This is a genomic window from Rhodococcus sp. 1168, assembly GCF_002091955.1.
Classification (GTDB): domain Bacteria; phylum Actinomycetota; class Actinomycetes; order Mycobacteriales; family Mycobacteriaceae; genus Rhodococcoides.
In genome coordinates this window covers 60,501-73,807 of sequence record NZ_MKKY01000073.1, presented here as the reverse complement: position 1 = coordinate 73,807, position 13,307 = coordinate 60,501, and the positions used below count along the sequence as shown (strand labels likewise).

Annotated in this window: 11 protein-coding genes and 2 tRNA genes; 3 read left to right on the top strand and 10 right to left on the bottom strand. The window is 60.9% G+C overall.

Annotated elements, in window-relative coordinates; translation table 11 throughout:
* Positions 1–30: 30 nt before the first annotated feature.
* The 3 genes from BJI47_RS16510 to BJI47_RS16500 form a co-directional block, all read right to left on the bottom strand.
* Positions 31–1,956 carry an alpha/beta fold hydrolase gene (locus BJI47_RS16510; protein ID WP_254900654.1) on the bottom strand — a complete coding sequence of 642 codons (1,926 nt, stop codon included), beginning with the start codon at positions 1,954–1,956 and terminating at the stop codon, positions 31–33.
* Positions 1,957–2,088: 132 nt separating this feature from the next.
* Positions 2,089–2,874 (bottom strand): SigB/SigF/SigG family RNA polymerase sigma factor, encoded by a 786-nt coding sequence (locus tag BJI47_RS16505; RefSeq protein WP_088944744.1) that lies wholly within the window; start codon positions 2,872–2,874, stop codon positions 2,089–2,091.
* Entirely contained in the window at positions 2,874–3,296 is a 423-nt protein-coding gene (locus BJI47_RS16500) for an anti-sigma factor (RefSeq protein ID WP_088944743.1), read from the bottom strand. Before BJI47_RS16500 ends, BJI47_RS16505 begins: the two co-directional genes overlap by 1 nt.
* 294 nt (positions 3,297–3,590) lie before the next feature.
* Between BJI47_RS16500 and malQ the strand changes: the two genes are divergently transcribed.
* Positions 3,591–5,723 carry a 4-alpha-glucanotransferase gene (gene malQ / locus BJI47_RS16495; protein WP_088944742.1) on the top strand — a complete coding sequence of 711 codons (2,133 nt, stop codon included), beginning with the start codon at positions 3,591–3,593 and terminating at the stop codon, positions 5,721–5,723.
* Positions 5,724–5,788: 65 nt separating this feature from the next.
* Positions 5,789–6,613 carry a formate dehydrogenase accessory sulfurtransferase FdhD gene (gene fdhD, locus BJI47_RS16490; protein ID WP_088944741.1) on the top strand — a complete coding sequence of 275 codons (825 nt, stop codon included), beginning with the start codon at positions 5,789–5,791 and terminating at the stop codon, positions 6,611–6,613.
* A 73-nt stretch (positions 6,614–6,686) separates the two neighbouring features.
* Here fdhD and clpX read toward each other — a convergent pair whose 3' ends face one another.
* The 5 genes from clpX to BJI47_RS16465 form a co-directional block, all read right to left on the bottom strand.
* On the bottom strand, positions 6,687–7,967 hold the full coding sequence (gene clpX / locus BJI47_RS16485) for an ATP-dependent Clp protease ATP-binding subunit ClpX (protein WP_088944840.1): 1,281 nt from the start codon (positions 7,965–7,967) through the stop codon (positions 6,687–6,689).
* Between the two features lie 300 nt (positions 7,968–8,267).
* Positions 8,268–8,909: an ATP-dependent Clp protease proteolytic subunit gene (locus tag BJI47_RS16480; RefSeq protein ID WP_084344656.1), complete on the bottom strand. Its 642-nt coding sequence runs from the start codon at positions 8,907–8,909 to the stop codon at positions 8,268–8,270.
* A gap of 48 nt (positions 8,910–8,957) precedes the next feature.
* Positions 8,958–9,608, bottom strand: a complete 651-nt coding sequence (locus BJI47_RS16475; RefSeq protein ID WP_084344654.1) for an ATP-dependent Clp protease proteolytic subunit — start codon at positions 9,606–9,608, stop codon at positions 8,958–8,960.
* 81 nt (positions 9,609–9,689) lie between these two features.
* Positions 9,690–11,066 (bottom strand): trigger factor, encoded by a 1,377-nt coding sequence (gene tig / locus BJI47_RS16470; RefSeq protein WP_176224914.1) that lies wholly within the window; start codon positions 11,064–11,066, stop codon positions 9,690–9,692.
* 145 nt (positions 11,067–11,211) lie between these two features.
* A tRNA-Pro gene (locus BJI47_RS16465) sits at positions 11,212–11,285 on the bottom strand.
* Between the two features lie 225 nt (positions 11,286–11,510).
* Here BJI47_RS16465 and BJI47_RS16460 point away from each other — a divergent pair.
* Positions 11,511–11,584 (top strand) — tRNA-Gly (locus BJI47_RS16460).
* A 65-nt stretch (positions 11,585–11,649) separates the two neighbouring features.
* Here BJI47_RS16460 and BJI47_RS16455 read toward each other — a convergent pair.
* Together BJI47_RS16455 and BJI47_RS16450 are read right to left on the bottom strand one after the other, a co-directional pair.
* Positions 11,650–12,402 carry a maleylpyruvate isomerase N-terminal domain-containing protein gene (locus tag BJI47_RS16455; RefSeq protein ID WP_088944739.1) on the bottom strand — a complete coding sequence of 251 codons (753 nt, stop codon included), beginning with the start codon at positions 12,400–12,402 and terminating at the stop codon, positions 11,650–11,652.
* 105 nt (positions 12,403–12,507) lie between these two features.
* Positions 12,508–13,305 carry an Fpg/Nei family DNA glycosylase gene (locus BJI47_RS16450; protein ID WP_088944738.1) on the bottom strand — a complete coding sequence of 266 codons (798 nt, stop codon included), beginning with the start codon at positions 13,303–13,305 and terminating at the stop codon, positions 12,508–12,510.
* Positions 13,306–13,307 lie beyond the last annotated feature (2 nt).

Below are 13,307 nucleotides of genomic sequence, written 5' to 3'. Positions count from 1 at the left end.
CCCACTACCGGCCCCACTGCCGGTGCCCGGTCAGCCCAATATCTCGGGGATCTCCGTCTCGATTCCGAGCACGTGTTCGGAAAGGAACGACAGCACGACCCCGTACCAGATCTTGGCGTGCTGTGGACCGAGGACCCAGTGATTCTCGGACGGAAAATACAGCAACCGATGGTCGGTCATTCCTTCGTCATCGGTGGGCAGTCCGGATTCACTGAGCAGCTCGAACCACAGGCGAAGGCCTTCACCGATGGGTACGCGATAGTCCTTGTCTCCGTGAATGACCAGCATCGGGGTGTCGATGTCCGCGACATACAAGTGCGGTGAATTCTCGAAAGCCATCTCGGGTGACATCTCGCGCTGCCAGTAGTACGCGGCGTCGGTGGTGGGACCGAACTGATCGAGCGCCCACAGGCCGGCGTGGGTGACGATCGCATCGAAACGGTCGGTGTGGCCGGCGATCCAATTCGCCATGTATCCGCCGAACGATCCGCCCATCGCTGCGGTGCGTGTGCCGTCGACCTCTTCGAGCGCGGCAGCAGCATCGGTGACGGCCATCAGATCGGTGAACGGTTCCTTGCCCCACCGCCCCCAGCCACGATCTACGAAACTTTGGCCGTAGCCGGTTGACAGCGCTGGATCCGGCAACAACACCGCGTACCCTTGCGCGACCATCACCCAGGGATTCCAACGCCACGACCACGTGTTCCACGAGGACAGCGGCCCACCGTGCACCCAGAGCAGCAGTGGTGCCTGTGCCGACTCCGACGCATCGGCCGGTAGGGCGAGCCACGCTCGAACATGTCGACCGTCCTCGGTTATGGTCTCGACCTCGGTCAGTGTTCCAGGCAGCGTCGGTAGCGGGTCCGGGAGTGTCAACGGATGCACGGCACCCGACTCGATATCGATCCGAACCGGATGCAGAGGTTGCCGATACGACGCCTCCAACGCGAACACGACCCCGGTCGACGCCACATGGAGGTGGCTGTACGCGGAATCGGTGGTGGTCACCGGGGTGGCCGCGCCGTCGCGCACCAGGAATACCGGGGCACGACCGCGGTCGTCGGCAACCACCAACACTCCGGTGCCGTCGGACAACCACACCGGATTCGACGGCCACCGATCCCATTCAGGGGCCAGATCGGACACCGTGCGATCTTCGAATACGTACTGTTGCAGTGTCATTCGAGGTGCTTGTTCGGGCGTAGACAACGATTCACGGACAAAGACCACTCGTGAACCGTCCGGTGAGATCGACGGCGAACCAAGATCTGCACCGTCGTCGTCGACGATCGTGGTGCGCGTTCCGGTGTCGAGATCGACTCGGACCAGCACAGTGCGCGACGTTGCCAGGGCTCCTCGAACAGTCCAGGTCGATACGACGAACGAACCGTCGGCGCTGATGCTGTAGGACGCTTCGTGAAGAGCTCCTTCGGCGGCAGGGGTGACCCGACGGGCGTCGCCGTCGCCGTCACCGACGTAGAGATGCGGAGTCGCCGGTCCGAGGTCTTGATCCCAATGACGAACGGGGTAACCGGCGTGCAGTATTGCGCCGACCTTCTTGTCCTTACGCAGCTGACGAAGCCGCTCGTCTTCCTCTTCGGTCCCGGCAGAGCGCATGACATCGGACGTCGCCACGAAACGGGGGGAACGGGTCGCTGCTTTCAAGCCGGAAAAGCCCGCACCTCGCTTCGAGACGACGTGGGCCTCACCGCCACCAGCGGGTAGGCACCACACCGCTGACGACTCGTCGTCCTGTGACGTTCGACGCAGAAAATAGAGGTCCCCGGCAGCGGAGAAAGCGGGACCGCTCTCACCGTGTTCGCTCCACGTCAAGCGGCGGGCCGGTGCCGAACCTTCGACGTCGACTTCCCAGAGGGCACCGACATAGACCGCTCTGTCGGTGTCGAGCCGGGAAACGACGACGACTACCCTCGATCCGTCCACGGACGTAGCCATGTCCGTTACCCGCGGCGTCGCCACGTATCGATCCAGGTCGTCGAACACTGTCGCTACTGCGGGTTGCACCTGGGCACTCCTCGAGGCTGAAGACATCGTCGACCGATGCTACGGCGCGCGGCGGACTCGAGGTCAGCTCGGCCCGAGTTCCTCGCGCAGTTGGCTCAGAGTTCTCGACAGAATTCTCGATACATGCATTTGTGAAATGCCCATACGATCGGCAATCTGTGTCTGCGTCATCGAACCGAAGAATCGCAGAATTACGATCTGCCGCTCACGCTCCGGCAGTTTCTCGAGCGCTGGTCGTACGGTGAGGTAACTTTCCATCTTCTCTAGTTCCGGATCGTAGTCGCCGAGCGTGTCCATCAGTGGCAAGCGATCTTCGCTCACCACCGAGTCGACGGACACAGTCTGATAAGCGCTGCGAGCCAGCAGAGCCTGCGACGCTTCCTTGACATCGATGCCAAGTTCCTCGGCTATCTCACTTGCCGTCGGAGCGCGGCCCAGCTTCTGCGACAACGAACCCACCGCTCCCGAGATCATCGAGTTGAGCTCTTTCATCCGGCGCGGGACTCGTACCGACCAACCAGCATCTCGGAAGTACCGCCGCGCCTCACCCATGATGGTCGGAACGGCAAAAGAAACGAAGTCGGATCCACGTTCGATGTCGAATCGGTCGACGGCATTGACGAGACCGAGTCTGGCGACCTGAAGTAGATCCTCGTGGGCTTCACCGCGGCCACCGAAGCGTCGCGCAATGTGCTCTGCGAGAGGAAGGCACCGAGTGATGATGCGGTCGCGAAGAACCTGCCGCTGCGGTGAGTCCTTGTCCAGCAACTGCATCTCTTGGATGAGAGGGACTACTTCGCTGTAGTCGTCGGACTGACGCCGCGCGGTCTTTTCGTACGGCGCAGGCACTAGGTGTTGCTCCTCCGCTTGACCACGTCCACCGAGACGGACGTTCCCTCTTGTGTGGACTGCTCGCTCATCGCGATCGAATCGGTCAATGTCTGTAGAACGTGCCAGCCGAAACTATCGGACTTCGGCACCTGATCGGCAACCAGGACCGAACTCGAAGAAATCCGAATGCCGACGTCACTCACGGTGAATGCACAGGTGAGCTCTGCACCGGGTAGCGCCCCAGCGATCAGTTCCGAGCACACCTCGTCGACTACCAACTTGATGTCGGCGATGTCGTCGAGGGTGAAATCACCAAGGACCGCAAGCGTTTCGGCAACCGCACGTACTACCGGCAATTGCTCGGCGTCCGCGACTACGCGCAGCTCGACCGGCGCGCCAGAGTTTCGCTCCAGCTCTTCGATCTTGCCGACGCCAGTCATCCGCTCTCCCTATCAGTCGTCCAAAAGTTTGTGTCGGTCGAAGTCATGTGGCCCCTTAGGAACGCAACTACATCGGCCGGAGTCAGAGTACCCGGGTCCTCCGAGTTCAATCCTTGCGAGTTGCTTCATCTCCCACGCCGGTCGATTTCGGGACCACGGCGACACAGACCTGGACGCTGAACGACGACCAACCCGACGGCGGGGCGCACCGGGTCGGCGCTCCGTCTCATGCGTCGAGCGGCGGTTGCGGTGTCAGCAGATGACGTGAGCTGTCGATACTGGCACGATCAAGCTGTGGACTACACAGCGCAGTTGGCCGAACTCGCCGAAAGATCCGGCATCTCGACTTCCTATCGAGGCTGGGATCAGACCGAGCACGAAGTATCCGAGCAGACGCTGGAGCAGATACTCCGAGCACGTGGCATCGCCGCCGAGACCGAAGCGGACGTTGCCCAGTCCCTCGTCGATATCGACGAGGCACCATGGCGCCGCATGGTCCCACCGGTCGTCGTGACGATTTTCGGTGAGCCGCAACACGTGGAAATCCATGTGCCCCATGGGGATCCCGTCACCGTTACGATCACGACGGAAACCGGAGATCTGGTTCCGCTGCAGCAGATCCAGATCTGGGTCGAACCACGCGACATCGACGGTGCCCCAGTCGGCCGCGCCACGTTCGACATACCCGGCGACATTGCTCTCGGCTGGCACACGCTGACTGCGGTGAGTACGCCTGATTCCGAACATGCAACGACGGCGCAGTGCCCGATTGCGGTGACACCGAAGAGACTCTCGACCAACGATGCCTTGACCCGTACACAGCGAACGGGTCTGCTGACGCAGTTGTATTCCATTCGCTCGAACCGCTCCTGGGGCGTCGGTGACTATGCCGACCTCGCCGACCTCGCTGCCGTGGCAGGTCGAACCCATGGGTTCGACTATCTCCTCGTCAACCCGATGCATGCCCAACGTCCCGCTCCACCGGTGGAGGCATCCCCCTATCTACCGACGACGAGGCGTTTTTTCGATCCCATGTACATCCGGGTAGAGGACATTGCGGAAACTGCGTACCTGAGCCGTGATCAGTACGCCAAGGTTCGCGAGTCTGCTCGGAATTTCGTCAAGGCGAACAAGCGCACCCGCAGCATCGACCGCGACCCATCCTTCCGTGCGAAACTCCGTGCCTTGAAGCGCATTCATCGCGTCGAGCGTTCCGCGGCACGCAAGAACGACTTCGATGCGTTCGTCGCGAGGGAAGGAAAGGGTCTCGACGATTTCGCCCTGTGGTGCGCGCTGGCTGAAAAATATCGTCCTGATTCACCTGTCTGGTCGAGCACGGCAGCGCATCCGAGTACCGACTTCGCCACCAGCCAGCGCAGGGACCTTGCCGAACGTATCGACTTCCACAAATGGTTGCAGTGGATCTGCGACGAGCAGCTCGACCGGGCGCAGCGAGTCGCCGTTGCGTCCGGAATGGACATCGGGATCATGCACGATCTGGCCGTCGGGGTACATCGACAGGGAGCCGACGCCTGGACTTTGGGCGATGCGCTCACTGCAGGAGTCACCGTCGGGGCGCCACCGGACAACTTCAATCAGCAAGGCCAGAACTGGAACCAGCCGCCGTGGAATCCGGACAGACTCCGCGAACTGGGCTACGCGCCGTACCGCGACATGCTGAGAACGGTGCTTCGTCATGCCGGCGGCGTACGCGTCGACCACATTCTCGGACTCTTCCGACTCTGGTGGATTCCCGAGGGTTCCGCTACCCCAGGCGAAGGGGCATACGTCCACTACGACTACGAGGCTTTGATCGGAATTCTCGTCCTCGAGGCCGAGCGTGCTGGGGCTGTGGTCGTCGGCGAGGACTTAGGAGTGTTCGAACCACGTGTACAGGAATATCTGGGCCAACGCGGACTCTTCGGAACCTCGATTCTGTGGTTCGAGAAAGTCAACGGCGAGCCGATTGCACCGGAGAATTACCGCACGTTGTGCCTGACGTCGGTCACCACACACGACCTCCCGCCCACCCTCGGGTATCTGAAGGGCGAACATATCGCCCTTCGCGATCGGCTCGGACTACTCGAACGAGATCTCGACGCCGAGATCGAGCAGGACACCGCAAGCCGGGAGGCAGTGCTCGATCTCGCCCGTGAGCGAGGTCTGCTCGGCGCAGGTGCCTCCGAGCAAGAGTCGATCGAAGCGTTGTATCGGCTCATCGTTCGGACCCCTTCGCTCTTGCTGGGAGTTGCACTCGTGGACGCAGTGGGCGAGAACAGAATTCAAAACCAGCCCGGCACCGACGAGACGCAGTACGAGAATTGGCGCATTCCACTGGCCGACCACAACGGCAAGGCCGTCTGGGTCGAGGACCTCGTCGACCATCCACGAATGCTGGCACTGGTGGCCGCGCTGAGACGGGGGTAGCCCGAGGTCTGCCGCCGAGAGGGCACAATCGAGGAATGAACCATCTCGCGAGAAGTGCTTGACCGATGGGACGCATCACCACCCGCAGGCCAGTGGTTCGACTGAGAGGGCGGGTCGAGACCTCCCGCCCGGACACCCTCGTCGTAGAGGAGCCGTTGGAGATCCGGGTGAACGGCACCGCACTGGCCGTCACCATGCGAACGCCCGGGCACGACGTGGAACTCGTACATGGTTTTCTGCTGACGGAAGGCGTCATCACCAGCCGTGAGGACATCCGGGTCGCGCGCTACTGCGATGGCGTGGACGACACCGGACAGAACACGTACAACGTGCTCGACATCGAACTCGCAGAGGGCCTCGCACCGCCTGCTCCTGGTGTGGAACGCAATTTCTATACGACCTCCTCGTGCGGGGTGTGTGGAAAGAGCTCACTCGACGCCGTCCGTTCGAAGACCGTGTACTCCCCTGCCGACGATGCCGTCCGCGTCAAGTCCGAGGTGTTGGCACTTCTGCCCGACAGTTTGCGTCAGGCTCAGAAGGTCTTCGACACAACCGGTGGCCTGCATGGCGCAGCGTTGTGCGACAGCGACGGTCGAGTCCTCGTTGTCCGCGAGGATGTGGGTCGGCACAATGCCGTCGACAAAGTACTCGGATGGGCGACCGGCGAAGGACTCGTACCGTTGCGAGGTCACATCTTGATGGTGAGCGCTCGGGCGTCGTTCGAATTGGCGCAGAAGGCAGTCATGGCCGGCGTCCCGATTCTTGCGGCAGTATCGGCGCCGTCTTCGCTTGCCGTTGATCTCGCGGAAGTGTCCGGACTCACGGTCGTCGGATTCCTTCGCGGAGAGAACATGAATCTCTACTCCCATACCGAGCGCATCCTGCGTTGAAATTGCACCGGCCGAGCTGCAGACGAGTCAAGCCCCGATCAGGTGATCGGGGCTTGACTCGTGCATGTACGAACTACGCGGACTTGTCGCGGCGCTCAGGACGTTCCGGCTTGCGTGGAACGATCGTAGGCAACACGTTGTCGTTGACGGTTTCGGAGGTCACAACGACCTTGGCGACGTCGTCGCGGCTCGGAATGTCGAACATCACCGGGTTGAGCACCTCTTCGAGGATGGCGCGGAGTCCACGGGCACCTGTCCCTCTCAGAATTGCCTGATCAGCAATAGCTTCGAGAGCGTCCTGAGTGAACTCCAACTCGACGTTATCCATCTCGAAAAGCCGACTGTACTGCTTGACCAGCGCATTCTTCGGCTCCGACAAAATGGTGACGAGGGATTCCTTGTCCAGATTGGTCACCGAGGCGACAACCGGGAGACGCCCGATGAACTCTGGGATCAAACCGAACTTGATCAGGTCTTCTGGCATGACCTCGGCAAAGTTGTCTTGGGTGTCGAGTTCGGCCTTCGACCGAACCTCGGCACCGAATCCGAGTCCGCGCTTACCGATACGGTCCGAGACGATTTTCTCGAGGCCTGCGAAAGCGCCGGCGACGATGAACAACACGTTGGTCGTGTCGATCTGAATGAATTCCTGGTGCGGGTGCTTGCGACCACCCTGCGGAGGCACACTCGCCTGGGTTCCCTCGAGGATCTTCAGGAGCGCCTGCTGCACGCCCTCACCGGACACATCCCGAGTGATCGACGGATTCTCACTCTTGCGCGCGATCTTGTCGACCTCGTCGATATAAATGATGCCGGTCTCGGCACGCTTCACGTCGTAATCCGCAGCTTGAATCAGCTTGAGGAGGATGTTCTCGACATCCTCACCCACGTAGCCTGCCTCGGTCAGCGCTGTGGCATCCGCGATTGCGAACGGCACGTTGAGCATTTTCGCCAGTGTCTGAGCCAAGTACGTCTTGCCACATCCCGTGGGTCCGAGCATCAAGATATTGGACTTGGCCAACTCGACGGTCTCACCCCGCGAATCGCGAGTTTTGTCTCCGGCCTGGATGCGCTTGTAGTGGTTGTACACGGCCACAGCCAGCGTGCGCTTGGCAGTGTCCTGACCGATCACGTAGTTCTCGAGGAAGTCGCGAATCTCGGCAGGCTTCGGCAGGTCGTCGAGTTTGACCTCGCTCGACTCCGCGAGCTCTTCCTCGATGATCTCGTTGCACAGGTCGATGCACTCGTCGCAGATGTACACCCCAGGCCCCGCGATGAGCTTCTTCACCTGCTTCTGGCTCTTACCGCAGAAGGAGCACTTCAACAGATCGCCGCCGTCACCGATGCGTGCCATATTCGAGGTTCCTACTTCCTTGTTCGCGTGCGGCCGGTGGACACCATCACGATGTCGATCCAATCGTCGGCAACTTCTCGATCCACAACTCGTTCGTGCCCTGAAGCGACCGTACCCGTGTTCGACGACCATGGGTGAGAGGTTTCCGGTGATTCGCTGCCCGACTTCTTCCGACCCGAACTTCTTGCTGGTCGGCACCAGTCGAAGCGTGTGAACGTTCGTGCTACCTCGGGTTGTCGGACGTAGAAGAGCGTGGCCTACGCCCGACAACAAAAGGTCTCGCGAAGATACCTGTTCGTACTACTTCTGTGCCGACAACTTCCGGTATTCGAAGACCGTGTCGATGATTCCGTAATCCTTGGCCTGCGCGGCGGTCAGGATCTTGTCACGATCGGTGTCCTTGCGGATGACGTCGGGATCCTTACCTGTGTGCCTGCCGAGTGTGGTCTCCATGAGACGACGCATGCGTTCGATCTCTGCAGCCTGAATCTCGAGGTCCGAGACCTGACCCTGAATTCCACCACTCGATGGCTGGTGAATCAGCACACGCGCATTCGGCAGAGCGGCACGCTTTCCCGGTGTACCTGCGGCGAGCAACACGGCCGCAGCCGATGCTGCCTGTCCGAGGCATACCGTCGCCACGTCCGCGCGCACGTACTGCATGGTGTCGTAGATGGCCATCAGCGAGGTGAACGAACCACCGGGCGAGTTGATGTACATCGTGATGTCACGATCGGGATCGAGACCTTCCAACACGAGCAGTTGCGCCATGACGTCGTTCGCCGACGCGTCGTCGACCTGGACGCCGAGGAAGATGATGCGTTCCTCGAACAGCTTGTTGTACGGGTTGGATTCCTTCATGCCGTAGCTGGAGTGCTCGACGAAAGAAGGCAAGATGTACCGCGAGGACGGCATCTGATTGGGATCGAACAGGTTTGTCATCGTTTCTCCAAGATGTAAGTGATCGAGGGATCGCCGGTCCGGGCGGATCTAGTCGCCGATTCCGCCGGCCTGCCGAGCACGGCTGACGACATGATCGACGAACCCGTACTCCTTTGCCGCCTGCGCAGTGAACCAGCGGTCACGATCGGAGTCTTCGGTGATCTGCTCGACGGTCTGGCCGGTGTGCAGCGCGATCAGTTCGGCCATTTCACGCTTGGTGTGCGCGAACTGCTCGGCCATGATGGCGATGTCACTGGCACTACCGCCGATACCGGCCGAGGGCTGGTGCATCATGATCCGGGCGTGTGGGAGTGCGTAGCGCTTTCCCTTGGCGCCTGCCGACAACAGGAACTGCCCCATTGATGCAGCCAAACCCATTCCGTAGGTAGCTACATCGCACTCGGCGAATTCCATGGTGTCGAAGATCGCCATGCCCGCGGTGACGGAGCCACCGGGAGAGTTGATGTAAAGAGATATGTCGCGGGTGGCGTCCTCAGCGGACAGAAGGAGAATCTGAGCACACAGCTTGTTGGCGATGTCATCGTCGACCTGAGTACCGAGGAAGATGATGCGCTCGCGAAGCAGACGCTCGTACACGGAGTCGCTGAGATTAAGGCCGGAGGAGGCCGAAGTCATGACGGGACTCTGCTGACGCGAAGCCGCCGAATTCTGAACAGTCACGGTACCTGCCTTTTCCATACGATCGTTGGTTCCTGATACAGACACTAACGAAAGAAGGCGGCTCCGGAGTCCCGGAACCGCCGTCGTTCGCTGTAAGCGTTACTTGTCTTGTTCACCCTCGGCAGAATCGCCTGCTGCAGGCTCATCCTCGTCGGCGGGGCTGCCGAAAAGCTCTGCGGTATCCACGGTCGCACCGGCTGTGTCGGTCACGTTGACGCGGTCGACAACGGAGGCCAAAGCCTTGCCGCGACGAACGTCGGCGAAAATGGCGCCGAGCTGATTGGCCTGCTGCACCTGCTGAATGAACTCCTCGGGCGAGATGCCGTAGCGCTGCGCCTGGAAGATGATCCGCTCGGTGAGCTCGTCCTGACCGACCTGAGTCTGTTCTGCTTCGGCAATTGCATCGAGGAGCAACTGCGTGCGCACCGACTTCTCGGCAGCTTCCTTGACGTCCTTGTCGAACTCTTCACGGCTCGAGCCCTGCGCCTCCAACATCTCGGCGAGCTTGGCTTCGTCGTGGTCGAGTCCGTGAATGGCCTCATGAAGCTGGGAATCGACCTCGGCCTTGACGACAGCTTCCGGAGCCGGGATCTCGAGGGTCTCGAGTAGCGTCTCGAGAACCTTGTCGCGAATCTGACCGGCCTGCTCGACCTTCTTGACTCGTTCGACGCGAGTCTTCAGATCGGCGATCAGCTCTTCGAGGGTGTCGAACTCGCTGGCGAGCTGGGCGAACTCGTCATCGGCCTCGGGAAGTTCGCGCTCCTTGACGGAGACGACCTTGACCGTGACGACAGCTTCCTTGCCTGCGAATTCGCCTGCAACGAGCGTAGAAGTGAAGTCCTTCGACTCGTCCACCGAGACTCCGATGATGGCATCGTCCAAGCCTTCGATGAGCTGGCCGGAGCCGACCTCGTGGGACAAACCGCTGGCCGAAGCCTCTTCGACCGTTTCGCCGTCGACTGTCGCCGAGAGGTCGATCGAGACGAAGTCTCCGGACTGCACGGGGCGAGTCACACCGGTCAACGTGCCGAAGCGCTGACGCAGCGACAACAGCTGCTCGTCTACCGCTTCGTCAGTGATTTCGAGAGGATCGACCGTGATATCGATGGTCGAGTAGTCCGGAAGGACGATCTCGGGACGGATGTCGACCTCGGCGGTGAAAGTGAGCTCTTCGCCGTCCTCGATCTTGGTGATCTCGATATCGGGCTGGCCGATGACCTTGATGTTCTCCGCGGAGACCGCTTCGGAGTAGCGAGTGGGCAGGGCGTCGTTGACGACCTGCTCCAACACAGCCCCTCGTCCGACTCGAGCTTCGAGCAGCTTCGCGGGAGCCTTGCCCGGGCGGAACCCCGGAAGGCGGATCTGCTGAGCAAGAGCCTTGTAGGCGCGGTCGAAATCAGGCTTGAGCTCCTCGAAGGGCACCTCAACGTTGATACGGACTCGCGTCGGGCTGAGCTGCTCGACGGTGCTCTTCACGGGACATGCTCCTTTTGGTGGTCTTACCTTGCTGTCTGGATCATCGTCTGCCTGGATCACCGTATGTCTGGTCCACCGACTAGCGGGCGACCCGGCGGTGATTCCTTGATCGAAGCCGGATCCGAATTGGATCCGGCTTCTCTTGTCGGGGTGACAGGAATTGAACCTGCGACCCTCCGCTCCCAAAGCGGATGCGCTACCAAGCTGCGCCACACCCCGTCTACCGCACAAACCTACAGGCACCATTGAACAGCAATTGCATGGACCTTGGAACAGCAGGTGCAGGACCCATTGAACAGTATGCACTATTCGGGGCCGTCAACGGGCCACCGTTACTACGTCCAACAGGTGGCCGATCCAGCCAATTTGTAATCTCGAACCGAGGTTCGGTAGAGTCTCATAACGCAAGCGGCGCAGATGGCGATCCCATCGAGCCGCTCGCATGCCGATGTAGCTCAATGGTAGAGCCCCTGTCTTCCAAACAGGCTACGCGAGTTCGATTCTCGTCATCGGCTCCAACAAGAAGCCCGGTCCTGATCTTCATGGACCGGGCTTTTTCGTGTCCGTACCTGCACGGTTCCCTTCAGATCTGTATTCCGTCGTAGAGCGCCTGCGCTACGGCACGATCGCCGACGATGTCGAGGCCGTCCAACGGTCGTCGACGCCAGACTGTAAGCATCAGGTTCTGCGCTGAACCACGCAGCGCCACATCGCCTTTCCGGTGTAGGCGAGAGACAGCAACCTCGTCTCCGGTGAAATCGAGGAACAACTCGGCATCGGTACCGTCGTCGGTGTGTAAATGGACTGTTCGTCCCGCCACAGCGGAAAGCTTCTCGACAGGAAACCTCGTGAGGAACTGCTCCGCCCACTCTACGATCGCGTCCGCAGCACCGACCGGATCGGCCGATTCGGGTTCTGCGCCCCCGCACTCGTAAATCGCATCCTGGGCATCGAATCGATGCACAGTCACCTCGTGCAGTTGCCTTCTGATCCAATAGCCGGCCGAATCGATCCCGGCCCACGTCGCAACTTCCCGCGTTGGATCCACTGCTCGATACGCCGCGAGCATGCGGGCGGCGGACTCTCGATAATCATCGAGAACTTGCGGTCCCCGCCCCGGCTTGGTCACGGCTCCAACCACTTTCGCCATTCCTTCGGATGCAGGTGTTTCGAGTGCAGCAACCGCTATGCGGTGCACGAAGCTGACATGGCGGATCAGCTTCTCCACGGTCCAACCGGGCATCGACGGAACTGGCAACCCGAGGCAAGTCGGGGTCAGCGACGCCATGCGGTCGCACTCACGGGACAGAAGTTCGAACTGCGGGACTGGAGTCATAGCGGCGATTGTCCCTCGCACAGGACACCTCCGCGCGGGTATCCACCGCGCCTGATGGATGAGTCCGATTTGTCCGGACGGCGGCGGCGAGGATCGAGGCGGTTTCTACCCCGCCTGACACATCGGGCACCAGAACAGGTTTCTTGCCTGCATCACCGAATGCAGGATCTCGGTCCCACACACACGGCACGGACGCCCTGCCTGGCGATAGACGTACGAGCGTGGCCGTTTCGCGTCGTATCCGACGTCGCCGTGGTCGTCTTCCGGCCGAATGGTGATGATCTTCCCGCGTCGGACACCGATGTTCATCAGGTCTACGAGGTCGAGCCACAGCGCGACCCATTCAGAATGCTCGAGGTCCTGGCCTGGACGCATCGGATTGATCTCGTGGCGAAAAAGAATTTCGGCACGGTAGACATTGCCTACTCCCGCCAGGACCTTCTGATCCATGAGCAGGGTACCGATAGAGGTGCGCGACTTCGTAATTCGTGCCCACGCTCGGTCGGGGTCGGCATTTTTTCGGAGGGGGTCCGGTCCGAGTCGCGCTTTGAGGGCGTCGACTTGTTGCTCGGTGTAAATCTCGCATGCGGTCGGGCCCCGAAGGTCGGTCCCGTACTGCTCCCCCACCATGCGCATGCGCACTGCCCCGACCGGATCATCCAGCGGCACGGCTTGTTCGGTGAACTTCCCGTACAGGCCGAGATGAATGTGCACGATCAAATCGGATTCGTATCGGTGAAGAAGGTGCTTGCCCCACGCCTCGGCCTCGAGAAGAACAAGGCCGTCGATCAACGCGGCGCCCGAGGTGAACCGTCCCTGAGGACTGCACACCTCGACCGGCGCCCCGCCGAATCGTCGTTGATGCAACCGAGCCAGTCGGTGCAACGTGTGCCCTTCGGGCACAG